Consider the following 21,556-nt stretch of genomic DNA (forward strand, 5'->3'; position numbering starts at 1 on the left):
GGGGTGTCCTTTCAATTCGTGTTGTCGGAGGTTTTGGTCTGGCCTAAGCACTTGGCGATGAGCCGGCCCAGATGGGGTTCTTCAATGGAGTCGAGACGGCCGCTGCGGTCTTTGCTGGGAAAGCCAAAGCTGTTGTCGGCACCGGTCACAAAGCCCCGGTAGGTCGAGCCGTCGTCGGCCTTGAGCACGGCTAGCGTCACCACCTCATCGAGTACGCCCGGCAGTTCCAGTGCTGTCTTGCTGCCTTCGAGCTGCAGCTGGTAGTAGCGGCGGTTGAAGTCGTCGGTCTTCTCTTCCAAAATCGCGACATAGATGACGTGCTTGTCGCGCACGTGCTGCAGGTGCGTGAGCGCCGTGATCATTTCCTGGCCCAGCAGGCCGTAAGCCCCCCGGTTGTCGGGCTTGCCGGTTTTCTCGCTGAAGGCCTGCGGCTGGGTCTTGCACCAGGCCAGGCACAGTCGGGAGAGCACGGTAAGGCTGTCGACAAAGTAGGTGTCGTACTTGGCCAACTGCGCCGGGTCGCCATAGGTGGCGCAGACATGGTCGTAATGCGCCTTGCTGAAAGCCTGGTCAGCTGATGCGGTCGGCATCGGCCCAGCGAGAAACACCACGAGGTCGCGGAATTCCTGCCAGGTGCAGGGGCGAACGGTGTCACCCGGCCAGTCCTTGACCGAGAGGTCGCCGGCTTCCAGATCCACGAACAGCGTGGACGCCGGTGGGAGGGTTCGCAGCTGGGTGGTTTTGCCCACGCCGGGAAAACCGACCAAGCCAACCTTGGCGCTGTGGCGTTCTTTGAGCCGTTCTTCGGCGGAGATGATGGGCAACATCACTGTGCTCCTTCGCCTGCAGAGGGCTTGCGCAAGGTGAACTTGGCTGCCTTGGGCTTGACCGTGCGCGCGGCCATGAAGGGCTGACGGAACACCTCGGGCCAGGCCTTGAAGCGCGATTCGCTCACGCTGTACTTGGCCGTGATGAATTCGGTCGGTTCCTGACCGGCTGCGACCATGCGGCTCCAGATGGTCTGCAGTTCCTTCTGATCCCAGGACACGTCTTTACTGACTTCAACGGCCACATCGAACTCGCCATCGAACACATGCGTGGTGCCGGTGTCCTTGTTTTCGGCAAGCAGTTGGGCCTTGGCCTGTTCGCCGTAGCGCATGTCCAGGCCCGTCTGGATCATGTTGGACAGTGCGGCCAGTTCGGATTTGGCTGCCGCCTCGAAACGCTTAAGGTCAGCCACATGGGCCAGCGGCAGATCACGAATGACCGTGGCCGATAACTCCATGAACGGCACGGGCAGTGAAATGCCGCTGCGCTCGAAGGCGGCCTCGAGCGCCGAGGATTCGGTAATGGGTGTGGTGGCAACGGTGTTCATGACGACACCGCCTCGCTGGTACTGTTGCGAGTGCTTTTTTCCTCAAAAGCCTCGATATCCTCAAGGCGGTATCGCACTTGACCACGCAGTTTCAGATAGATGGGGCCTTTGCCCTCACAACGCCACCGCTCGATGGTGGACAGACTGAGTCGCCAGCGATGTGCCAGCTGACTTTGTGAAATAAGCGGAACGACGACAGAGGTGTTCACGTGAATCTCCTTGATGGTTGATGAGCCCTGGTTTCAAGCGACTTGTGGGCGGCGCTAACCAGTGCTGGCATTGCATCAATCGGGAGTCCACAAACCAGTCCGCAGAGTCCACAGAAACAGTCCACAAATCTGCAGCGTGAGGTGTTGCCTCAACACGATCTCGAAAACTAAGCCTTGCCAAATGTCAGATATCAAACTAAATTTCTGACACTTCGAGCACAGCCATGAGTAACTTGACCGAATCAATCCTTGCTGCAGCCACGGCTTTGTCTGAAGGGGGCTTGCTCTCGCCCAAGGAATTTCTGCACTTGGCCAGTCGTGCCGCTGTGGATCAAGCGCTGTCACGCCTGGCCAAGGAGGGACAGCTATTACGTGTTGGGCGCGGTGCTTACACGCGTTCTGTGGCGGGTCGGTTTGGCACCCGTCCGCCATCCATGGAGAGCGTCATTGATGCGATCACCGCCGCCAGTGGTGAAGTCGTAGTGAATCACGGGGCAGCCGAGGCAAATGCACTCGGTTTGACATCACAGGTGCCAACGCGAGATGTTTTTTTGACCTCAGGGCCAGCGCGAAAGCTGCAGTTGGGAGAACGGGTGATCGAGCTTAAGCACGGCAATCGTTGGCAATTGGTGCTGGGCAAGCGACAGGCAGGCCGAGTCATCCGCGCACTGGGATGGTCGGGACCGCAGACCTCACCTGCAGCTCTTCGCCGGCTCACGAAACAGCTCACGCCAGAAGACTGGCAAGACTTGCTCTCAGTCAGAAAAATGATGCCCACATGGATGGCCCGAGTCGTGAGCGAAGCCATCCAAGGATGATCACCTTGCGCTCATCGACGTAATGTCAACCAATCGCTGTCACCTGCACAAATAATCAGCTCATATTCCTTGTCACCAGGGACGTACCGGATGAAAGTTTCGTAAACGATCTTGTTGCGGTCGAATTGCTTGACCGGCCGGAAATTCCTGGCTGACGAGCCACAGGCATCGCGCAGTGCGCTGCCCTCCATCCGGTGGTCGAAGTCGTCCATCAGCGCCAGCAGAATGTTCACCTGCATGGCTTCCAGCGGATAGGCCACGCCGTCGATGTAGGCATTGCGCTCGGTGCGGACATACCGCAGCGTCGTGCCCCGATCCGTCGCCGAATCATGCACTTGGTAAACGGCGGCTGGTTCCATGACGCGGTTGGCAAAGAACTCAAAGCGGTTTTGTGACACGCGCATCACATCGGCCAGATGCACCACCTCGTACTGCGCCAGCGGGGAACTGGTCGGCAATGGCACTGGGCTGCTGGTCAGGATTCGGGCACTTCGGTCGGCACGGTGGCTCGCCAAATGGGTCAGAAGTTTGTGAGCAGTGACCTCGCGATTGAGATGACGGGCAAAGTACCAGGTGACCGGCTTTCCGCGTCGCTCCTCGACCAGGCCCATGCGCCAGACCAGGTCGGGCACGAGGCATTCGACCTGATGCCGGTTCAGATCCAGCCCCGTGGCCACATAGCCGACCACACGTTCGGTGTTGACCACCGTGGTTTGGCACACGCTGCGTGGCGCCTCGAAGTCTTCACAGTCGCCGCCACACAGCAGGAGCACCATGTCACCGGGCAGCTCACGCACCACGCGAGCCATGTCATCGCGGCATTCTGGGCACTGCAACCAGTTGAGCGGCTCACCAAAACCCACCAGGTGTTCACGCCGCAGTTGCGCCAGAGCGTCCTGATTGCCCGGATCAGACAACAGCGGCCCTGAGATTTCCTTGGCAGTACTCTCCAGCATCCGGCACAGCAAGGCCGTGGCCTCAATCTGCGTCTGACTCATACCCCAGCACCAGACGGTTCGACGATACCCAGGCTGCGCATCACACACTGCGCCAGTTGCTGATTGCGGTGAGACAGGTTTTTGATGGTGGTCGAACCGCTGGCGTAGACGTCGAAACTGAAGTGACCCTCTCGGCTGCTTACCTGGTCACGGGTGTAGACCATGAGAGTGGCACGGTCCATCTCGAATTCGCTGTCGAAAGAGTGCGCCACTTTCAGCTTGTCGCGGGCCACGCAAATGGCATCCTCGCGATTGGCCTCGGGGCTGGCTTCGATCTGGATGGCACTGCTGCGTTGGTCGGCCGGCGTGAACTTGGCCCGGCGCAGCCGAACCTTTTGGATACCTTGCGTTGACCAGTCTTCCTTCGGCGCCAGCAGACCGTCATTCAAAACGCTGAGCTTGAACCGACTGGGAGTGATCGCCTCGGGTTTCAATTCGGTCTTGGCCAGGTGCTTGGCAAACAGGGTGAGGACGGCGGCGTGGTTTTTGGCACCACCCTTGACCACGGTTTCCACCACGCCCGATTTGGGGTGGTAGACCAGCGCGTTTTCCAGTGCGACGCGGGTGGCGATGCGCTTGAAATCGTGTTTACGAAACTGGGCAATGGCCGTGATCGGCCCTTCGACGTACAACGTGAACTGGATGCTGCCGTCGGTACCGTAGCGGCTGACCTCGATGTGTGAGCCAATGCCGCCGCCGGACTTTTGATACAGCGCCGCCACATCCCGCTTGAACGCCTCAAGGGAGTCCTGATCCAGGTGCGGCACGAGGTCGGGAAGGATCTGGCTGGGCTTCCACGAGCGGCCATGGGTCTTGGCCCGAAACGCCAGACGCAGCTCGATGTCCCGAAACACCTGTTCATGGTGGGCGAGCATCCACAGCGCCTGCTCGCGTGGGTCCATGCCCTGGAGATGTCCCAGCGCGTCGTCGTCATGGGCCAGCGCCAGCGAAAACTCTCGGGCCCCGGCCTCTGTGCCGGTGATGTGAGCGCGCCGCAGGTCTTCGTTCCACCTGAACAAGTCTTCCTCGAGCGCAACTTTTTTAGCCGTGGTCAAGGCGATGTCTTCGAGCAGTTGGGCCTGCAAGTTTTCGACGGCGTCGGTGAGCGCATGGGCCAACTTCACCTCCGGCAACCTCCAGTCGACTGACAGGTGCGCCCCCAAGGGATGGGATTGCACAAAGTCCTGCAGGACGGTCGGCGAGATGTGGCGCAGGAAGTGGCGGGGGTTGAAGATTTTCATGGTTGTCTCCGGTGTGGGGGTTACGTGTATCGGCGCACCAGGCCCACCACGACACCGAAGATCTCCAGCTTGCCATTGGGTCGAATGACGTCAAATTCCGGGTTGGCCGGCAGCAGGAAAAAGCCCTGCTTGTCGCGGCCGAGAGTCTTGAGGGTGAATTGGTCGTCTACGACGGCGACCACTTGCTCACCCACTTGTGCATCGTGGCGGCGCTCGACGACGGCCAGGTCGCCGCTGTGAATGCCCGCGTTGATCATGGAATCACCCTTGACCCGGATCAGTACCGTCTGCCCAGGCTCCTGGATCAGGTAGCGGTCGATGGTCATCTGTTCCACGCCATCGTCCAGGGTGGTCACGGGCATGCCCGCGGGCACGGGTTCGTTGGCCACCACCCGTTCGAAGAACCGCTCGGTGGGCGCCCAGTCTCCGTCGGGGGTGCGCTCCAGCATCCCGGCGGTCTCCAGACGCTCGAGCACCTTCTTGACCGCCGACTTGGACGCGTAGCCCAGGATTTCCATCAGCCGGGCGTAGGACGGCAGCACGCGGTGCTGGGCGTAGTAGCGCTGCAGGGTCGCCAGGTGCTCGTGATCGTGGAGGGCTTTCATGATGAGCTTGATTATAGAGAACGATCGTTCGCCATGCAAGCAACTCTCAAACCCAGCCATGGCGGCGGATGGAACGAAAAAAGTTTGGCGTCTTTTCCGCAGCCTTCCTCATGCCTCACCAGCCCTCACTGACTTCCTTCTGGTGCAAATGAACGGGAATTCTGAAAATTCACATACACCGTTTGATTCCCGATCCGAGACCAATGCAAATACCAACATTACCGAATCCAGACGCCATGAGCGCCGGAGAGCGCGCGGCCGAAATCACCACCATTCTGGCTGCCTGCCTGCTACGCATAAGCACGGCCCATAAAGAAAAGCCTGAACAAAAAGCATGTGATAGCGAAGTACGCCTTGGCTTTCTGCCCAACCAGCGCGTTCATACAACCCCGTCTCAACAAGAGGAGTTGTCATGAACGACACATCATCATCCGTGGCCAAGCAAGTGGCCTCACTGTCATCGATCCCGCTGCCAGACCTGTGGGCGCTCTGGGATCGCTACTTCAAGGCCCGTCCGGAAAAGACCAACCGCGTCTACCTGGAGTCCAGGATCGCCTACAAGCTGCAGGAGGAAGCCCTTGGTGGCCTGGATCCTGATACCCGCCGCCGCCTTGCCAACATCGGTGCCCGGCAGTCAAAGATCCAAACCCGTCGCAAGGGGCCCGACATCACCCTGGCGCCGGGTACCGTCCTGGTTCGTGAATGGGCCGATCGTGATCACTACGTGAAAGTGACCGCCGAGGGGACTTTCGAATACGAGGGCAAGTATTTCAAGAGCCTGTCGGCGGTAGCACGCCACATTTCTGGCACATCTTGGTCAGGCCCCCTGTTTTTTGGTCTGCGCCGTCCTGGGGAGGCGTTGTAATGAGCGACACCCCGAGCAACAAGGTGCGCCAGCGCTGCGCTGTGTATTGCCGCGTCTCCACTGACGAGCGGCTGGATCAGGAATTTAACTCCATCGATGCGCAGCGGGAAGCTGGTCATGCGTACATCGCCAGCCAGCGAGCAGAAGGCTGGATTCCAGTGGCCGACGATTACGACGATCCCGGATTCTCTGGTGGAAATACCGAACGCCCCGGGCTGAAACGCCTAATGGCCGATATCGAGCGAGGCCTGATTGACATCGTAGTGGTCTACAAGATCGATCGCCTGACACGCAGCCTGGCCGATTTCTCCAAGATGGTCGAGGTGTTCGAACGCAAAAAGGTGAGCTTTGTCTCCGTCACCCAGCAGTTCAACACCACCACGTCGATGGGCAGGCTGATGCTCAACGTGCTGCTGTCATTTGCCCAGTTCGAACGCGAAGTCACCGGCGAGCGCATCCGCGACAAGATTGCCGCCAGCAAACGCAAGGGCATGTGGATGGGCGGTGTACCGCCTCTGGGCTATGACGTGGTAAACCGGCAACTCATCGTCAATGAAGCGGAAGCCGCCATTGTCCAGAGAATTTTCCAGGAAATGCTGACCAACGGGTCGACAACACAAATTGCAGCCGGCCTGACGGCCGAAGGCTTCACCACCAAGTCGTGGGTGACTCGCAGTGGCCAAATGCACAACGGCACGCGCATTGACAAGAAGTACCTCTACAAGCTGTTGCGCAACCGGCTTTATCTGGGTGAAATTTCGCATAAGGGCAGCTGGCATCCCGGTCTGCACACCGCCATCATTGATCACGGCTTGTGGGGACAGGTCCACGAGATCTTGGCCAGCGATGGACACACGCGATCGGTAAAAACCAAAGTGCGCTCGCGCACAGATGCCCTGCTGCGTGGCTTGCTGTACGCACCCACCGGCGAGCGGATGTACCCGACCTACGCCAACAAGAAGAATCGCAAGTACCGCTATTACGTCTCGAAATCAGAGGCCAGGTTTGGTGCCGAAAGCAAGACCTACTCGCGCCTGCCTGCCGACGCAGTCGAGGCCGCCACTGTGGCCCAGATCAAAACCGTGCTCTCAAGCCCGGAATCTGTGACAGGCGTCTGCCAGTTCATCCGAAACAACGGTGCAGCCGTGCGCGAGGACATGGCGGTGATGGCCATGCGTCAACTGAGCAGTGTCTGGGAGCAACTCTACCCAGCTGAACAGCACCGCATCGTGAATTTGATGATCGAGCGTGTGGACATCGTACCCGGTGGCCTGAAAGTTAAATGGCGAGAGCTGGGCTGGCGAGCCTTGATCGAAGAGTTTGCACCGGACAGCATTGGCGCTGAATTGGTTGAGATGGAGGCAGTATGAAATCCAGCGAGCCAACCGACCAGACCACCTTTGTGCCGCTGAATTTGAAGCGACGAGCGGGCAGATTAATCACAAACACAGGCGCTCCTGCTCACGACGTCAATATCCTTAACGTCGTCGCTCGTGGGCTCTTTTGGCAGGACCTGCTAGACACCGGCGTGTACGCCAGTGGGTCCGACATTGCCAAGGTTGAGGGCGTCACACCATCGACGGTGAACCGGCTGGTGCGGATGGGACTGCTGGCCCCTGACCTGATTGAAGAACTGATGGCCGGCGTTCAGCCCAGAGGTCTGACGGCACATTGGCTGATCCGAAACCGCATCCCCAGCCTCTGGAGCGAGCAGAGAGCACTTTTTGAAAAATTTCGATAGGAGCGAGCATGGGCAAGAAAGACCTTGGCAAAGTGATCGGGACCCCGGTGACATTTCAGATTCCGAGTCCGGCCGGCGGCGTTCAGATGGAGACCTACATCCCCTGGACACTCGTAAAACGGGGCGTGCGACGCAAAGTGATCACGCCATTCGACACACACATCGAGTTCATCGACGAGGCGGCTCGAGAACGCCGGCAACGTGAACTGGAGCAACCCAGTCCGTTGCTGCGGGCCTTGGGTTTGGCACATCACTGGCAACAGTTACTTGAAGACGGTCGATTCGCCTCGCTGACAGAGATTGCTGCAGCCGAGGAAATGAACCTAAGTCAGGCCAGCCGAATTGCCAAGCTGGCCTACCTGGACCCCAAGATCATCCATGCCAGCCTTCGGCCCGACAGCAAGATGGCTCTGGAGCATTTCATTCGCGGCGGTGGCCTGCCTACCGAATGGACGGCTCAGCATGCGAGGCTGGATCCGTGCCAATAGGCGAGGTTTTCACAATCGTCACATCGATGCCAACCTCTGCCCCTGGCCACCAAGAGGCAGATTTAGCCATCACAGACCATCGGGCCTATGGCTGGGTTCAGTGAAAGAGCGCTGTCGAGTTGAGGCTTGGAGAGCCTGTGCCTCGAAAGCCAGGATGTCACTGTCCCGGTATCGAACCTTGCCGCGGAGTTTCATAAAAACCGGTCCAATGCCCTCATAGCGCCAACGCTCCAGAGTTGATTCACTGACCTGCCAGCGCTTGGCCAGCTCGTTTTGGGAGATGCATTGTCCGTCCATTTTGGTGTCCTTCCGCAGGTGTTGCCAGGTCTCCATGAACGCGCTGTTTGCCATGAAAGCCAAGCATGGCTCGCACGATAGTCACCAATTTGTTCTTCGTACAACGCATCGGCTGCCGCCGACCAAACCCTAGTCGTACCCCATCTTCAACTCTTGCGCCTGCGCCGCGAGCTCATCAAGTGCCTGCAGCCGTCGAGGATCAACCCGTTGCCTCTGCTCGTAAACTTGGGCTCGCTGTTGCAGCGCCAATAGGTGCCCGTCTTGAGTTTCATGCGTAACGGCTGCAGACAACGTACGAATCGTCTCCAGTACATGCTTGTACTCGGCGTCCGACCGAATTGGCATGACATCTTCGGTGCGATAAACCTTAGCAATACTCATGGCTCAAGGATGTTGTGCGTGTTCAAGACAACGGTTTCGGCCACTGGCCCGGATCGGCCATGGCGTTCGACTCTATGTGCCAGTTTTCCAACTCGTCATAACGGTATGAAATAGGGCTGGGATTGGCATAGGCCACCTCGACGGCAAGAAACCGTAGGATAAATGCGTTGACGGCCTCGATGGTCAAGTAAGGAACATCGAGCGTGACATGCAGTCCGATGCCAAATCGGTAGTCATGATGCAGCGTCCAGCCTTCGTGGACTTTGATCGCACCGTCATTGGCGATGCGCGGAATTTGTCGCTCAACCCACTCCCTCCGAGTCAACCCATCCAAAGCATCAAAGCGTTTTTCCTCGGGGAGCGTCATCGCCCACAAGCCGGAGCTCGGATCCTTGACGGCATGGTCAAACAGACGGTGATCAACGGCGGAAACCAGCGCATACGATTGCTCATAGGCCAGCTCCCGCACCTGTTCCTTGTAGGCATTGCGCGTGGTATCGATCACGCAGTTATAAAACACCGGCGGTTTGCGGCCGAGGAAGAAGCAATCGATCCACCCGTTCTTACCGTGCAGATAGTCTTGGGTGGAGAAGAGGCCGCCGAGAATTCCAGCATGGCGTCGAATATTGTTTTTGACGGAAATAAACGCCGCCTTGCGACGACCTCGAGACTGGGCGCAAAAGGGAATTCGTCGGGGGTGCTGGTGTTGCATTGGGGTCAGTTGGTTTAGGCTGGATTGATCACCTCTGTCAAGCGGTGTTCACCCAATTCTCAATTTCGAGCCCTGGCACACGTTCGAACTCCGCGACGTTGTTGGTGACCAGCACCAAGCCTTCGCTGCGGGCATGCCCCGCAATGTGCAGGTCATTCACCCCGATGGGTTGGCCGAGCTTTTCAAGGGCAGCGCGGATAGCGCCGTAGTGCTGGGCGGCCTTGGCACCGTAGGGCAGCACCTCCAGGCGGCTGCAAAAGTCCTCGACGGCCGCCAGGTTCTCACCGACGCGTTGGCTTTTCTCGGCGCCGTGCATCAATTCGGCCAGGGTGATTGACGAGATGGCCATTCGACTGGCGTTGGCGTTGAACGTGGAAAGCACCGCGAGCGGGCGGCGCTTCAACACGTAGATAACGATGTTGGTGTCGAGCAGGTAGCGCAACATCAAAGGGCTTCCCGCTCTGGCTGATGCTGAGAGGCACGTTCAGGCAAAAAGTCATCACTCACACGCGGGCCGTCCAGAAAGAAGCTGTCCCAGGATTGACCGAGAGGCGCGATGATGCGCTCGTGCCCTTTGACGCGGATCTCGACTTTGTGGACGCCCTCGGGCAAACGGACGTCCAACGGCAGGCGGACGGCTTGGGTGCGGTTGTTGACGAAGACGGTACCGATGGACATGCTGGACCCCTTGCACGTTAATATACGGCGATTGTATATAGCAACGCCTGTGGAGTCAAGTTGACGGCTGACGGCGCCAAGATCCCTGTGGCCATGCGCAGGACACGTGTGCGAAGTCGATGTCTGGCAGCCGCGATTTCATCGCTCAGATCTGTGACGGGTAGAGCTTTGTTTTCGCAACCTGACCACTGCGACCCCTTGATTTTGCGAGGCCGTATGCATTGAACGCTCAAGAGCCCGGCAGAGAATAGAGACAGAAAACGGGGTTCTGGGCGCAGAAAACCGGGCTCCAGACGCAAGGCCGCTCAAGAGGAAAGTGCCTGGAACCGCGCCAATACTGGGGGAGCGGGCAAAAAAAATCCCAACTGATAAGAGTCGGGATTTTGTGAATGGTGGAGCTGGGGGGATTTGAACCCCCGTCCATAAGCCTTTTTCGTACAGTTCTACATGTGTAGTCGTCTGATTTGAGTCTCGCCAAATGAACCGCGCAGCGACACGCTGAACACCCAGCCAGCACCCTTTTTTCTCACACCACCCCAAGGTACCCGAGGTGATGCCAGCCCATATGTTTTACCTTGCAGCTAGGACTTTGAGGGGTTTAACCCCCTCATCACCCTAACCCAGCCTATCGGCCAACTGTTGCAAGGCTCACCGGATTAAGCGGCGAGTGCGAAACGTTCGTCGTTTGCAGTTAGTTTTTTTTCCGAAGATTAACGAGGATCAGAACCTCGACATGCCCTGCCACGCGTCCGAACCCATGTCGAAACCAGTGCAGCCCCTGAGGGACCTATTTTAGGCGCTCTGGAGGAATTTCAAGAGGTCCATCGGAGAATCAATGTGCAAATGGGCATTCCAGCGAGAAATATCGGTCTGTTGCCCCAAATAACCGTAGGTAGCGGCCACCGTGCCCATGCCTGCAGCCAGGCCTGCGACGATGTCGCGCTCGTCGTCGCCCACGTACACACAATGCGCCGGGTCAATCGACAAACGCCGGGCCGCCTCAAACAAAGGCTCAGGATGCGGTTTCGCGTGTGGCGTGGTGTTGCCGCTGACAATGGTGCCAGCGGTGGCAAACAGTTCAATGGCTGAAGTCAAAGGGTCGGTGAATCGGCTGGATTTGTTGGTCACCACACCCCAGGGCATGCCTTGGGCCACGAGGGAGTCGATCATGTCGACCACGCCATCAAAAATACGGGTGCGCTCGGTCATGCAGTTTTCGTAATTGACGAAAAACTCTTCTTTCATGGCCTCGAAATCGGGATGCTCGGGCGTCATGCCAAAGGCGATGCCCAGCATGCCGCGCGCGCCGGCACCGGCCATGTGGCGGTAATGGTCCAGGGGCAATGAGGGCAAGCCACGGTCGACCCGCATTTTGTCCGCCGCTGCACCCAAATCCGGGGCGCTGTCAATCAGTGTGCCATCCAGGTCAAACAAGACGGCTTTCGCGTTATGGAACATGGTCAGGCTTTCCGGCAAGCGAGCAGATAGTTCACGCTGGTGTCTTGGCTCAGCCAATAACGCTTGGTGAAGGGGTTGTATTCCATGCCCTTGAAGCCCTGCGCGTCCAGCCCAGCTTCACGCGCCCAAGCAGTGAGTTCGCTGGGCTTGATGAGGCGGGCAAACTCATGCGTGCCTTTGGGCAAGAGTTTCAGAATGTATTCGGCCCCGACGATGGCAAACAGGAAGGATTTGGGATTGCGGTTGAGCGTGGAAAAGAACACCCAGCCACCGGGTTTGACCATTTGAGCGCAGGCTTTGACTACCGATGCGGGGTCGGGCACGTGCTCGAGCATCTCCATGCAAGTGACCACGTCAAATTGCGCGGGTTGCTCTGCGGCCAAGGTCTCGGCACTCACTTCACGGTATTGAACACCCTGAGTTCCAGCTTCGAGTGCATGAAGTTGGGCCACTTTGAGAGATTTGGTGGCCAGATCGATGCCCAGCACCTTGGCGCCTTTGCGCGCCATGGCGTCGGCCAAGATGCCACCGCCACAGCCCACATCGACCACATTCAGGCCCGTGAGCGGCACCAAGCCATGAATCCACTCCAGACGTAAAGGATTGATTTGGTGAAGAGGGTGGAATTCACTTTCAGGGTCCCACCAGCGGTGAGCCAAGTCAGAGAACTTGGCCAGTTCGGCCGGATCGACGTTGGATGTGCTTGTATTCATGGGCTCTGATTGTCGTTGAACAGGCCTCCACCCTCTACAACAGACGAAAAAAAGCCCCACTGCTGGGGCTTTTGCTGTGATCCAAGAAGGATTACTTGTTGGGGCGTGTACCCACAACTTCGATTTCAACGCGGCGGTTCTTAGAACGGCCAGCTGCTGTCTTGTTGTCAGCCACTGGCTGCTTCTCGCCTTTGCCTTCGGTGTAGACGCGGTTCTTTTCGATGCCCTTGGACACCAAATAAGCCTTCACAGCGTCAGCACGCTTGACCGACAGCTTCTGGTTGTAAGCGTCAGAACCCACGGAGTCGGTGTGACCCACGGCAATGATGACTTCCAGGTTGATGCCTTTGACTTTGCCAACCAAGTCGTCGAGCTTGGCTTTGCCTTCGGCCTTCAGGACCGACTTGTCGAAGTCGAAGAAAGCGTCAGCGGCGTAAGTCACTTTGGTCGCTGCAGCTGGTGGAGGCTTAGGAGCAGCTGGCTTGACAGCAGGCGCGGGGGCTGCTGCTTTAGGAGCTGGTGCAGGTGCAGCCTTGGGGGCAGGGGCAGCCTTGGGGGCGGGGGCAGCAGCGGGCTTGGCAACGATGGCGCCATCGCAACCTTTAGCAGCAGTGGCTGGTGTCCAGCTGGCATCACGCCAGCACAGTTCATTCGTACCGTTTTTCCAGACCAAGTCGCCTGCGCCATTGCGCCAGTTGTCAATGGTTTGTGCGCCAGCAGCCGAAGCGAGGGCTGCGGAGGCCAACAACATCGCCACTTTGTTCAGTTTTTTCATGGTCTTCCTCTTGAGGGTAAAGCCGCAGACGGGCTGCGAAAAAATGACGCTGCGGATGACCGTCATCCGCTGCGTTGCGTTTTATTGTGCCATAGACAGTCATGGGCTCAGTCAAATGCCTGACAGACTGCATAAGGTGAACACAATTGGGTGACAAATGTTGCATGGACGCGACAACCGCTTGCACCTAAAATGGATGGTTTCCACCGCGCCATTTTTGCCTCTATATATATGACCCAGTTCGCCAAAGAAACACTGCCCATCAGTCTGGAAGAGGAAATGCGGCGCAGTTACCTGGATTACGCCATGAGCGTGATCGTCGGCCGCGCTCTTCCCGATGCACGCGACGGTTTAAAACCCGTCCATCGCAGAGTTTTGTTCGCGATGCATGAGCTCAACAACGACTGGAACCGGCCTTACAAAAAGTCGGCTCGTATCGTGGGTGATGTGATCGGTAAATACCACCCGCACGGTGACCAGTCGGTCTATGACACCATCGTTCGCATGGCGCAAGACTTTTCCATGCGCCACATGTTGGTGGATGGCCAAGGCAATTTCGGCTCGGTGGACGGTGACAACGCGGCTGCGATGCGTTACACCGAAATCCGCCTGGCCAAAATCGCCCACGAGATGCTGGGTGACATCGACAAGGAAACCGTTGACTTTGGCCCCAACTACGACGGTTCGGAAAAAGAGCCGCTGGTACTGCCCTCTCGCCTGCCCAATTTGCTGATCAACGGCTCGGGCGGTATCGCAGTGGGCATGGCCACCAACATCCCACCGCACAACCTCAACGAAGTGGTGGACGCTTGCTTGCACCTGCTGCGCAACCCCGAAGCGTCCATCGACGAGCTGATGGAAATCGTGCCTGCGCCCGATTTCCCGACAGGCGCCATCATTTATGGCATGACCGGCGTCAAAGAAGGCTACCGCACAGGCCGCGGCCGAGTGGTCATGCGCGCCAAGTGCCACTTTGAAGACATCGACAAAGGCCAGCGTCAGTGCATCGTGGTGGACGAGTTGCCCTACCAGGTCAACAAAAAGACCTTGCAAGAACGCATGGCTGAGCTGGTGCACGAAAAGAAGATCGAGGACATCAGCCACATCCAAGACGAGTCCGACAAGTCAGGCATGCGCTTGGTGATTGAGCTCAAGCGTGGCGCTGTGCCCGAGGTGGTGCTGAACAACCTGTACAAACAGACCCAGCTGCAAGACACCTTCGGCATGAACATGGTGGCCCTGATCGACGGCCAGCCCAAGCTGTGTAACCTGAAAGATCTGATCCAGGTCTTCTTGCAGCACCGCCGCGAAGTGGTGACACGCCGCACGGTGTTTGAGCTGCGCAAAGCCCGCGACCGTGGCCATGTGCTCGAAGGTTTGGCGGTGGCTTTGGCCAACATCGACGACTTCATCGCCATCATCCGTGGCGCACCCACACCGCCTGTGGCCAAGGCCGAGTTGATGACCCGCGCGTGGGACAGCCAGATGGTGCGCACTATGCTCACGCGCGCCCGCGACGATGGCTCGGTGGTCAATGCCGACGACTACCGCCCAGAAGGTCTGGAGCGCGAATACGGTTTGGGCCAGGACGGCCTGTACCGCCTGTCCGACACGCAAGCGCAAGAGATTTTGCAGATGCGTCTGCAGCGCCTGACCGGTCTGGAACAAGACAAGATCGTGGCCGAGTACAAAGAGGTCATGTCCGAGATCGAAGACCTGCTGGACATCCTGGCCAAGCCCGAGCGCGTGTCGACCATCATTGGCGACGAGCTCGGCACCGTGCGCCAAGAGTTTGGCCAGACCAAGATCGGCGCTCGCCGCAGCGAGATCGAGCACAGCGCACAAGACCTGTCCACTGAAGACCTGATCACGCCCACCGACATGGTGGTCACACTCAGCCACAGCGGCTACATCAAGAGCCAGCCGCTGAGCGAATACCGCTCGCAAAAGCGCGGTGGCCGTGGCAAACAAGCCGCTGCCACCAAAGAAGACGACTGGATCGACCAGCTGTTCATCGCCAACACACACGACTATTTGCTGTGCTTCTCGAACCGGGGTCGTTTGTATTGGCTCAAGGTCTGGGAAGTGCCTGCCGGTTCGCGCGGCTCGCGTGGCCGCCCGATTGTCAACATGTTCCCTTTGCAAGAAGGCGAAAAAATCAACGTGGTGTTGGCCCTGACTGGCGCAGCCCGCTCCTTCCCGGACAACCAGTATGTTTTCATGGCCACCTCCATGGGTACGGTCAAGAAGACATCGCTGGACGAATTCAGCAACCCACGTAAAGGCGGCATCATTGCCGTCAACTTGGACGAAGGCGACTTCTTGATTGGTGCAGCCCTCACAGACGGCCAGCACGATGTGATGCTGTTCAGCGATGGCGGCAAGGCTGTGCGCTTTGACGAAAACGATGTGCGTCCCTTGGGTCGCAGTGCACGCGGCGTGCGCGGCATGATGATCGAAGACCACCAAAGCGTGATCGCCATGCTGGTGGCCGAAGATGAGACCCAGAGCGTGCTCACGGCCACAGAAAACGGTTACGGCAAGCGCACCAGCATCACCGAATACACGCGCCACGGCCGTGGCACCAAGGGCATGATCGCCATCCAGCAATCCGAGCGCAACGGCAAAGTTGTGGCAGCCACTTTGGTGCACGCTGATGACGAGATCATGCTCATCACCGACACAGGCGTTTTGGTGCGCACCCGCGTGTCCGAAATCCGCGAGCTGGGCCGTGCCACACAAGGTGTGACCCTGATCGGCCTAGACGAAGGCGCGAAGCTGTCGGGACTGCAGCGCATTGTGGAGAACGATGCCAATGCCGCCGAAGGCGATGCCGACGCATCGACAGACGACAGCGCACCTGCGGCGGAATAAATGATGGGGCGCGCTTTCAACTTCTCGGCGGGTCCCGCCGTCATGCCCGAGGCTGTGTTGCAACAAGCCGCATCGGAGATGCTGGATTGGCATGGCTCGGGCATGAGCGTGATGGAGATGAGCCACCGCGGTAAAGAGTTCATCAGCATTTACGAGCAGGCCGAATCTGACCTGCGCGAATTGTTGGCGGTGCCGGCGCACTTCAAGATTCTGTTCATGCAAGGCGGCGGCTTGGCAGAAAACGCCATCGTGCCGCTGAACCTGTCGCAAGGCGGGTCCATGGACTTTGTGCTCACGGGCAGTTGGAGCCAAAAATCGCTCAAGGAAGCGGGCAAATACGGAACGGCACGTGTGGCCGCCACGGCGCAAGCCGACGGCTTCACCACCCTGCCCTCGCCAGCCACTTGGCAAATTGGCGCCGACAGCCGCTATGTGCACATTTGCGGCAACGAGACCATCCACGGCGTGGAATTTCACCAACTGCCAGACCTGAAATCTTTGGGATGCGACGCCCCATTGGTGGTGGATTTTTCCTCCCATGTGGCCTCGCGCCCAATGGATTGGTCGCGCGTAGGTCTGGCCTTTGGCGGTGCACAAAAGAATTTGGGCCCAGCAGGCCTGACTTTGGTGATCGTGCGCGAAGACCTGATTGGGAACGCCCTGCCGCACTGCCCGAGCGCCTTTGATTACAAACTGGTGGCCGACAACCAGTCGATGTACAACACGCCGCCCACTTACAGCATTTACATCGCCGGGCTGGTGTTCCAATGGCTCAAAAAAAACGGCGGCATTGCCGCCATGGAGCAGCGCAACATCGCCAAAGCGCAGCTGCTCTATGACTTTCTCGACAGCTCCAGCCTGTTTGAAAACCGAGTCGCCAAAGACTGCCGCTCACGTATGAACGTGCCTTTCTTTTTGCGTGACGAATCGCGCAATGATGCTTTCCTAGCCGGCGCCAAAGCGGCCAACTTGCTGCAGCTCAAGGGCCACAAATCGGTCGGCGGCATGCGCGCCAGCATCTACAACGCCATGCCGCTCGAAGGTGTTCAAGCCTTGGTGGCCTACATGCGCGAATTTGAAAAAACACAGGCCTGAGGTTTTTCCCGAAACAGGCCGCCAGAAAGTACAAGAGACATGAGCCAACAACCCATTCAGTCGGACGCCCTGGGCGCTTTGCGTGTGCAAATTGATGCGCTGGACAAACAGCTGCTGAGCCTTCTGAACCAGCGCGCCCATGTGGCCGAGCAAGTGGGCGAGATCAAACGCGCCGAAGGCTCACCCTTCTTCCGGCCTGATCGTGTGGCCCAGGTCATCGACAAGATCACCGGCGCCAACCCTGGTCCGCTCAAAAACGAACACATCGCCTCGATCTGGCGAGAAATCATGTCGGCCTGTTTGGCACTCGAAGCCCCGCAACGCGTGGCGGTGCTGGGCCCTCAAGGCACGTTTTGCGAGCAAGCAGCGATTGAATTTTTTGGCAGTGCGGCCAACCTGATTTATTGCGCCAATTTCGACGAAGTTTTCCATGCCACGGCTGCGGGCACCGCCCAATACGGCGTGGTGGGCATGGAAAACTCCACCGAAGGCGTGGTGGCACGCTCGCTCGATTTGTTCTTGCGCTCGCCCGTGCATGTGGTGGGCGAAGTCAGCCTGCAGGTGCGCTTCAATTTGCTGCGCCAACTCAATTCAGATGCCAACATCGAAGTGGTGATGGCGCATCCGCAAGCACTGGCCCAATGCCAGGGCTGGTTGTCCAAGCACCTGCCGCATGTGGAGCGGCGCGCTGTCTCCAGCAATGCCGAAGGCGCACGTTTGGCCGCCACCAACCCAGCCTGGGCCGCTTTGGCAAGCGAACGCGCAGCCAGCCAGTTTGGCCTGCACATCGTGCACCACGCCATCCAGGACGAAGCCTTCAACCGCACGCGTTTTGCCGTGATCACCCTGCCCCAAACCTTGGCCACGCCCCCTGCTTCGGGCAAGGACTGCACCAGCCTCGTGGTGTCGGTGCCCAACCGCCCAGGTGCGGTGCACGACTTGTTGGTGCCGCTCAAAAACAACGGCGTGTCCATGACGCGCTTTGAGTCGCGTCCTGCCAAATCCGGCCAGTGGGAGTATTACTTCTACATCGACCTGCAAGGCCACATCAGCGAGCCGCATGTGGCGGCGGCCTTGCAAGAGTTGCAAGGCCTGTGCGCGTTTTACAAGGTGCTGGGTTCTTACCCCGTTCCTGAATGACCCCCGAGTGAGCGCACTGTGAAATTCCAACGCCTGGCCCTGATTGGCTGCGGCCTGATGGGCGGCTCGTTTGCGCTCGCGCTGCGCCAAGCGGGCCTGGTGCAGCACATCACAGGTTTCAGCGCCTCCGAAAAAACCCGCCAACGTGCCGTTGAACTGGGTGTCATCGACCAAGCCTGCCACAGTGTGGCAGAGACCGTGCAAGGTGCCGATTTGGTCTTACTGGCCGTCCCAGTGGGCGCCATGCACAGCAGCTTTGCTGCGCTGCGAGAGAACCTGTCATCCACTGCACTGCTGATGGACGTGGGCTCCACCAAATGCGACGTGATCGCGGCGGCCCAAACCGCCTTGGGCGAACGCCTCAATTGCTTCATGCCCGCCCACCCGATTGCGGGCAAAGAAGTCGCGGGCATCGAGCATGCCGAAGCCAATCTCTACCAAGCGCGCCGCACCATTCTCACGCCCCTGCCGCAAAACAGCATCCGCCAAATCAAAATGGCGAGCGAGGTGTGGACCGCCATCGGCAGCCAGGTGAGCCACATGACACCCGAGGCGCACGATGCCACCTTTGCCGCGGTCAGCCACCTGCCGCACCTGCTGGCCTTTGCTGCTGTCAATGCACTCACTGTGCAGCCACAAGGGGCTGCCTTTTTGGAGATGGCGGGCCCAGGATTTCGGGATTTTTCGCGCATCGCCGCCAGTGACTCCGCCGTCTGGCGCGACATCCTGAGCGCCAACCGGGACGAAGTGCTCACGCAAATGGCGCATTTTCGCGCGGCGCTCGATCAATTTGAAAACACCCTGAAGCAAGGCGACACCGCTGCCCTGCAGCAACTGATTCAACAAGCCAGCGATGTGCGCTCGGCCTGGACGCTGCAAGCGGGCAACGCTTGCAACAAAGCCTCAGAAGACTGACCCATGTTCTCTACCGCCTTTCTTGACCTCCCTGCGCTGCAAGGCGCGTCCGGCACTGTCACCCTGCCCGGCTCCAAAAGCATCTCGAACCGCGTGCTGCTGCTCTCGGCCCTTTGCCAAGGCACCACCGTGGTTCACGACCTGCTGGACTCGGACGACACCCGAGTCATGCTGGCCGCGCTGCGCCAACTGGGCTGCGGCGTCGAAGTGCAAGGCACCACGGTGACCATCACGGGCCTCGGTGGCCGCGCATGGCCGACTGAGGCCATTGAGTTTTTCATGGGCAACGCCGGCACCGCCATGCGCCCGCTCACGGCGGCTTTGGCGGTGCAGGGTGGCGACTTCACGCTCAAGGGCGTGCCGCGCATGCACGAGAGGCCCATCGGTGACCTGGTGGACGCCCTGCGCGAGCTGGGCTGCGCCATCGACTATCTGGGCAACGAGGGCTACCCACCGCTGCGTGTTAGTCAGCCTGCCTTGCAACTGGACAAACCCATTCCAGTGCGTGGTGATGTGTCCAGTCAATTCCTGACCGCACTGTTGATGGCCCTGCCCTTGGCTGCACAAGACCGCGCCATCACCATCGAGGTGGTGGGCGAACTCATCAGCAAGCCCTACATCGAGATCACACTCAACCTGCTGGCACGCTACGGCATTGCCGTGGAGCGCCAAGGCTGGGAACGTTTTGTCATCCCGGCAGGCAGCCGATACCAGTCGCCCGGCAGCATCCACGTCGAAGCAGACGCGTCTTCGGCCAGCTACTTCATCGCACTCGGCGCCATCGCGCAAGGCAACGGCATCCGCATTCAGGGTGTGGGCGCAGACTCGATCCAGGGCGACATCCGCTTCATGGACGCCGCCGAACAAATGGGCGCCAAGATCACCAGCGGCCCCAACTGGCTCGAAATCCAACGTGGTGCCTGGCCGCTCAAGGGCATCACCCTCGACTGCAACCACATCCCAGACGCGGCCATGACGCTGGCCGTGATGGCGCTGTACGCCGACGGCCCCACCACGCTGCGCAACATCGCCAGCTGGCGTGTGAAGGAAACCGACCGCATCGCGGCCATGGCCAACGAAAGCCGCAAACTGGGTGCTACTGTGGAAGAAGGCCCAGACTGGATCACCATCCACCCCCTGCCCGCCAATCAATGGCAACGCGCCAGCATCCATACCTACGACGACCACCGCGTGGCCATGTGCTTCTCACTGGCGGCTTTTAACGCTGACCAGGTTCCGGTGCGCATCGAAGACCCCAAGTGCGTCGCCAAAACTTTTCCCGACTACTTCGAGGCCCTGTTCTCGGTGGCGCACACGGCAGCCTCCAACATTCCAGTGATCTGCATCGACGGCCCCACGGCCTCGGGCAAGGGCACTCTGGCCAGCCGCGTAGCCGCACAGCTGGGTTACCACTACTTGGACTCGGGCGCGCTCTACCGCGTGACCGCCCACGCCGCTTTGCAAGCGGGTCTGACACTGGAAGCCGCCGATGAAGCGAAGATCGCCGACCTTGCCCGCAGTCTGCCCGTGCGCTTTGAAGGCGAGCAGGTGCTGCTGAGCAACGTGGACGTGACCGACGCCATCCGCAGCGAACAAGGCGGCATGAACGCCTCCAAAGTCTCCGTGTTGCCTGCCGTGCGCGAGGCGCTGGTGCAGTTGCAGCACAGTTTTCAGCGCCTGCCGGGCCTCTTGGCCGATGGCCGCGACATGGGCACGGTGATCTTTCCGAATGCGCCTTTGAAGGTGTTTTTGACCGCCAGCGCCGCAAAACGGGCCGAAAGACGGCATAAGCAATTGATTTTGAAGGGTTTTTCGGCTAACATCGACAGTCTTCGCGCTGACTTGGAAGCGCGCGACGCCCGGGATATGTCTCGCAGCGTGGCGCCTCTGAAGCCCGCACAAGATGCCTTGCAACTGGACAACTCGTCCTTGACCATCGAAGCCTCGGTGGAACAGGTGATGGTCTGGTGGCAAAGCCGGCAGGTTTTCGGTTGATCGACAGAGGTCGATTCACTGACAACGGCCACCCCAGCCCATCTTTTGTGGGCTGACCTGAAGTTCCACCCGGCTCTCCTCGTGCAGCTTGCACACTGGCCAGGTGGTTTTTAAAACCAACCGCGGTTCACACCGCAAACCAATCGCCACAGTCAGCTCCTGGAAACGACGCATGTCGCGCTC

Annotated in this window: 25 protein-coding genes and 1 other RNA gene; 11 read left to right on the forward strand and 15 right to left on the reverse strand. The window is 59.1% G+C overall.

What is annotated here, in order from left to right; all coding sequences use genetic code 11:
• Window positions 1–11: 11 nt before the first annotated feature.
• From B9Z50_RS00780 to B9Z50_RS00790, 3 genes are read right to left on the reverse strand one after another with little or no spacing between them, the layout of a single operon-like run.
• Entirely contained in the window at window positions 12–830 is an 819-nt protein-coding gene (locus tag B9Z50_RS00780; protein ID WP_108361814.1) for an ATP-binding protein, read from the reverse strand.
• Window positions 827–1,375 carry a hypothetical protein gene (locus B9Z50_RS00785; RefSeq protein WP_108361815.1) on the reverse strand — a complete coding sequence of 183 codons (549 nt, stop codon included), beginning with the start codon at window positions 1,373–1,375 and terminating at the stop codon, window positions 827–829. The genes B9Z50_RS00780 and B9Z50_RS00785 overlap by 4 nt, the downstream gene beginning before the upstream one ends.
• Window positions 1,372–1,584, reverse strand: a complete 213-nt coding sequence (locus tag B9Z50_RS00790) for an AlpA family transcriptional regulator (RefSeq protein ID WP_108361816.1) — start codon at window positions 1,582–1,584, stop codon at window positions 1,372–1,374. The genes B9Z50_RS00785 and B9Z50_RS00790 overlap by 4 nt, the downstream gene beginning before the upstream one ends.
• Before the next feature lie 224 nt (window positions 1,585–1,808).
• On the opposite strand from B9Z50_RS00790, the gene B9Z50_RS00795 reads away from it, so the two are divergent.
• On the forward strand, window positions 1,809–2,402 hold the full coding sequence (locus B9Z50_RS00795) for a DUF6088 family protein (RefSeq protein WP_108361817.1): 594 nt from the start codon (window positions 1,809–1,811) through the stop codon (window positions 2,400–2,402).
• Window positions 2,403–2,413: 11 nt separating this feature from the next.
• Here the strand turns inward: B9Z50_RS00795 and B9Z50_RS00800 are convergent, their stop codons facing one another.
• From B9Z50_RS00800 to B9Z50_RS00810, 3 genes are read right to left on the reverse strand one after another with little or no spacing between them, the layout of a single operon-like run.
• Window positions 2,414–3,400 (reverse strand): hypothetical protein, encoded by a 987-nt coding sequence (locus B9Z50_RS00800; protein ID WP_108361818.1) that lies wholly within the window; start codon window positions 3,398–3,400, stop codon window positions 2,414–2,416.
• Window positions 3,397–4,641: a glycine hydroxymethyltransferase gene (locus B9Z50_RS00805; RefSeq protein WP_108361819.1), complete on the reverse strand. Its 1,245-nt coding sequence runs from the start codon at window positions 4,639–4,641 to the stop codon at window positions 3,397–3,399. The genes B9Z50_RS00800 and B9Z50_RS00805 overlap by 4 nt, the downstream gene beginning before the upstream one ends.
• Before the next feature lie 20 nt (window positions 4,642–4,661).
• Window positions 4,662–5,246 (reverse strand): LexA family transcriptional regulator, encoded by a 585-nt coding sequence (locus tag B9Z50_RS00810; RefSeq protein WP_108362469.1) that lies wholly within the window; start codon window positions 5,244–5,246, stop codon window positions 4,662–4,664.
• 236 nt (window positions 5,247–5,482) lie between these two features.
• Between B9Z50_RS00810 and B9Z50_RS00815 the strand changes: the two genes are divergently transcribed.
• The 5 genes from B9Z50_RS00815 to B9Z50_RS00835 are packed head-to-tail and all read left to right on the forward strand — an operon-like array spanning window position 5,483 to window position 8,340.
• Complete coding sequence (locus B9Z50_RS00815) at window positions 5,483–5,662, forward strand: hypothetical protein (protein WP_370463035.1); 180 nt, start codon at window positions 5,483–5,485, stop codon at window positions 5,660–5,662.
• Window positions 5,659–6,111 (forward strand): DUF2924 domain-containing protein, encoded by a 453-nt coding sequence (locus tag B9Z50_RS00820; RefSeq protein ID WP_108361821.1) that lies wholly within the window; start codon window positions 5,659–5,661, stop codon window positions 6,109–6,111. Before B9Z50_RS00815 ends, B9Z50_RS00820 begins: the two co-directional genes overlap by 4 nt.
• Window positions 6,111–7,481, forward strand: a complete 1,371-nt coding sequence (locus B9Z50_RS00825; protein WP_108361822.1) for a recombinase family protein — start codon at window positions 6,111–6,113, stop codon at window positions 7,479–7,481. The genes B9Z50_RS00820 and B9Z50_RS00825 overlap by 1 nt, the downstream gene beginning before the upstream one ends.
• Window positions 7,478–7,852: a site-specific recombinase resolvase gene (locus tag B9Z50_RS00830; RefSeq protein WP_108361823.1), complete on the forward strand. Its 375-nt coding sequence runs from the start codon at window positions 7,478–7,480 to the stop codon at window positions 7,850–7,852. Before B9Z50_RS00825 ends, B9Z50_RS00830 begins: the two co-directional genes overlap by 4 nt.
• An 8-nt stretch (window positions 7,853–7,860) precedes the next feature.
• Window positions 7,861–8,340, forward strand: coding sequence for a LacI family transcriptional regulator (locus B9Z50_RS00835; RefSeq protein ID WP_108361824.1), 480 nt, complete (start codon window positions 7,861–7,863; stop codon window positions 8,338–8,340).
• A 69-nt stretch (window positions 8,341–8,409) separates the two neighbouring features.
• On the opposite strand, the gene B9Z50_RS00840 is transcribed toward B9Z50_RS00835, so the two are convergent.
• The 9 genes from B9Z50_RS00840 to ompA all read right to left on the reverse strand — a co-directional run bounded on the left by B9Z50_RS00840 (window position 8,410) and on the right by ompA (window position 13,354).
• Window positions 8,410–8,673, reverse strand: a complete 264-nt coding sequence (locus tag B9Z50_RS00840; RefSeq protein WP_233249698.1) for an AlpA family transcriptional regulator — start codon at window positions 8,671–8,673, stop codon at window positions 8,410–8,412.
• Window positions 8,674–8,766: 93 nt separating this feature from the next.
• Window positions 8,767–9,018, reverse strand: a complete 252-nt coding sequence (locus B9Z50_RS17720) for a hypothetical protein (protein ID WP_199221643.1) — start codon at window positions 9,016–9,018, stop codon at window positions 8,767–8,769.
• A 22-nt stretch (window positions 9,019–9,040) separates the two neighbouring features.
• Window positions 9,041–9,730: a hypothetical protein gene (locus B9Z50_RS00850; protein WP_108361825.1), complete on the reverse strand. Its 690-nt coding sequence runs from the start codon at window positions 9,728–9,730 to the stop codon at window positions 9,041–9,043.
• A 37-nt stretch (window positions 9,731–9,767) separates the two neighbouring features.
• Window positions 9,768–10,175 carry a type II toxin-antitoxin system VapC family toxin gene (locus tag B9Z50_RS00855; protein ID WP_108361826.1) on the reverse strand — a complete coding sequence of 136 codons (408 nt, stop codon included), beginning with the start codon at window positions 10,173–10,175 and terminating at the stop codon, window positions 9,768–9,770.
• Window positions 10,175–10,408, reverse strand: a complete 234-nt coding sequence (vapB, locus tag B9Z50_RS00860) for a type II toxin-antitoxin system VapB family antitoxin (RefSeq protein ID WP_108361827.1) — start codon at window positions 10,406–10,408, stop codon at window positions 10,175–10,177. Before vapB ends, B9Z50_RS00855 begins: the two co-directional genes overlap by 1 nt.
• A 390-nt stretch (window positions 10,409–10,798) precedes the next feature.
• Window positions 10,799–11,187, reverse strand: a transfer-messenger RNA (tmRNA) gene (ssrA, locus tag B9Z50_RS00865).
• Window positions 11,188–11,200: 13 nt separating this feature from the next.
• On the reverse strand, window positions 11,201–11,866 hold the full coding sequence (locus B9Z50_RS00870) for an HAD-IA family hydrolase (RefSeq protein WP_108361828.1): 666 nt from the start codon (window positions 11,864–11,866) through the stop codon (window positions 11,201–11,203).
• A 2-nt stretch (window positions 11,867–11,868) separates the two neighbouring features.
• Window positions 11,869–12,579, reverse strand: a complete 711-nt coding sequence (gene ubiG / locus B9Z50_RS00875) for a bifunctional 2-polyprenyl-6-hydroxyphenol methylase/3-demethylubiquinol 3-O-methyltransferase UbiG (protein WP_108361829.1) — start codon at window positions 12,577–12,579, stop codon at window positions 11,869–11,871.
• Between the two features lie 91 nt (window positions 12,580–12,670).
• The gene (gene ompA, locus B9Z50_RS00880; RefSeq protein WP_108361830.1) at window positions 12,671–13,354 is read right to left on the reverse strand and encodes an outer membrane protein OmpA; all 684 of its coding nucleotides are present in this window, start codon (window positions 13,352–13,354) and stop codon (window positions 12,671–12,673) included.
• Window positions 13,355–13,585: 231 nt separating this feature from the next.
• Between ompA and gyrA the strand changes: the two genes are divergently transcribed.
• From gyrA to B9Z50_RS00905, 5 genes are read left to right on the forward strand one after another with little or no spacing between them, the layout of a single operon-like run.
• Window positions 13,586–16,228 (forward strand): DNA gyrase subunit A, encoded by a 2,643-nt coding sequence (gyrA, locus tag B9Z50_RS00885; protein ID WP_108361831.1) that lies wholly within the window; start codon window positions 13,586–13,588, stop codon window positions 16,226–16,228.
• A 3-nt stretch (window positions 16,229–16,231) separates the two neighbouring features.
• Window positions 16,232–17,323: a 3-phosphoserine/phosphohydroxythreonine transaminase gene (gene serC / locus B9Z50_RS00890; RefSeq protein ID WP_108362471.1), complete on the forward strand. Its 1,092-nt coding sequence runs from the start codon at window positions 16,232–16,234 to the stop codon at window positions 17,321–17,323.
• A 39-nt stretch (window positions 17,324–17,362) separates the two neighbouring features.
• On the forward strand, window positions 17,363–18,463 hold the full coding sequence (gene pheA / locus B9Z50_RS00895; RefSeq protein ID WP_108361832.1) for a prephenate dehydratase: 1,101 nt from the start codon (window positions 17,363–17,365) through the stop codon (window positions 18,461–18,463).
• Window positions 18,464–18,481: 18 nt separating this feature from the next.
• Window positions 18,482–19,378 carry a prephenate dehydrogenase/arogenate dehydrogenase family protein gene (locus B9Z50_RS00900; protein ID WP_108361833.1) on the forward strand — a complete coding sequence of 299 codons (897 nt, stop codon included), beginning with the start codon at window positions 18,482–18,484 and terminating at the stop codon, window positions 19,376–19,378.
• Window positions 19,379–19,381: 3 nt separating this feature from the next.
• The gene (locus B9Z50_RS00905; RefSeq protein ID WP_108361834.1) at window positions 19,382–21,373 is read left to right on the forward strand and encodes a bifunctional 3-phosphoshikimate 1-carboxyvinyltransferase/cytidylate kinase; all 1,992 of its coding nucleotides are present in this window, start codon (window positions 19,382–19,384) and stop codon (window positions 21,371–21,373) included.
• The last annotated feature ends 183 nt before the right edge of the window (window positions 21,374–21,556 follow it).

The organism is Limnohabitans sp. Bal53, assembly GCF_003063355.1.
Classification (GTDB): Bacteria; Pseudomonadota; Gammaproteobacteria; order Burkholderiales; family Burkholderiaceae_C; genus Limnohabitans_A.

Excerpts from the sequence above, each read along its gene's own strand:
- B9Z50_RS00785 (WP_108361815.1), bottom strand. The coding sequence starts at position 1,375 with ATGAACACCGTTGCCACCACACCCATTACCGAATCCTCGGCGCTCGAG.
- B9Z50_RS00795 (WP_108361817.1), top strand. The coding sequence starts at position 1,809 with ATGAGTAACTTGACCGAATCAATCCTTGCTGCAGCCACGGCTTTGTCT.
- B9Z50_RS00800 (WP_108361818.1), bottom strand. The coding sequence starts at position 3,400 with ATGAGTCAGACGCAGATTGAGGCCACGGCCTTGCTGTGCCGGATGCTG.
- B9Z50_RS00805 (WP_108361819.1), bottom strand. The coding sequence starts at position 4,641 with ATGAAAATCTTCAACCCCCGCCACTTCCTGCGCCACATCTCGCCGACC.
- B9Z50_RS00810 (WP_108362469.1), bottom strand. The coding sequence starts at position 5,246 with ATGAAAGCCCTCCACGATCACGAGCACCTGGCGACCCTGCAGCGCTAC.
- B9Z50_RS00815 (WP_370463035.1), top strand. The coding sequence starts at position 5,483 with ATGAGCGCCGGAGAGCGCGCGGCCGAAATCACCACCATTCTGGCTGCC.
- B9Z50_RS00820 (WP_108361821.1), top strand. The coding sequence starts at position 5,659 with ATGAACGACACATCATCATCCGTGGCCAAGCAAGTGGCCTCACTGTCA.
- B9Z50_RS00825 (WP_108361822.1), top strand. The coding sequence starts at position 6,111 with ATGAGCGACACCCCGAGCAACAAGGTGCGCCAGCGCTGCGCTGTGTAT.
- B9Z50_RS00830 (WP_108361823.1), top strand. The coding sequence starts at position 7,478 with ATGAAATCCAGCGAGCCAACCGACCAGACCACCTTTGTGCCGCTGAAT.
- B9Z50_RS00835 (WP_108361824.1), top strand. The coding sequence starts at position 7,861 with ATGGGCAAGAAAGACCTTGGCAAAGTGATCGGGACCCCGGTGACATTT.
- B9Z50_RS00840 (WP_233249698.1), bottom strand. The coding sequence starts at position 8,673 with ATGGAGACCTGGCAACACCTGCGGAAGGACACCAAAATGGACGGACAA.
- B9Z50_RS17720 (WP_199221643.1), bottom strand. The coding sequence starts at position 9,018 with ATGAGTATTGCTAAGGTTTATCGCACCGAAGATGTCATGCCAATTCGG.
- B9Z50_RS00850 (WP_108361825.1), bottom strand. The coding sequence starts at position 9,730 with ATGCAACACCAGCACCCCCGACGAATTCCCTTTTGCGCCCAGTCTCGA.
- B9Z50_RS00855 (WP_108361826.1), bottom strand. The coding sequence starts at position 10,175 with ATGTTGCGCTACCTGCTCGACACCAACATCGTTATCTACGTGTTGAAG.
- vapB (WP_108361827.1), bottom strand. The coding sequence starts at position 10,408 with ATGTCCATCGGTACCGTCTTCGTCAACAACCGCACCCAAGCCGTCCGC.
- B9Z50_RS00870 (WP_108361828.1), bottom strand. The coding sequence starts at position 11,866 with ATGTTCCATAACGCGAAAGCCGTCTTGTTTGACCTGGATGGCACACTG.
- ubiG (WP_108361829.1), bottom strand. The coding sequence starts at position 12,579 with ATGAATACAAGCACATCCAACGTCGATCCGGCCGAACTGGCCAAGTTC.
- ompA (WP_108361830.1), bottom strand. The coding sequence starts at position 13,354 with ATGAAAAAACTGAACAAAGTGGCGATGTTGTTGGCCTCCGCAGCCCTC.
- gyrA (WP_108361831.1), top strand. The coding sequence starts at position 13,586 with ATGACCCAGTTCGCCAAAGAAACACTGCCCATCAGTCTGGAAGAGGAA.
- serC (WP_108362471.1), top strand. The coding sequence starts at position 16,232 with ATGGGGCGCGCTTTCAACTTCTCGGCGGGTCCCGCCGTCATGCCCGAG.
- pheA (WP_108361832.1), top strand. The coding sequence starts at position 17,363 with ATGAGCCAACAACCCATTCAGTCGGACGCCCTGGGCGCTTTGCGTGTG.
- B9Z50_RS00905 (WP_108361834.1), top strand. The coding sequence starts at position 19,382 with ATGTTCTCTACCGCCTTTCTTGACCTCCCTGCGCTGCAAGGCGCGTCC.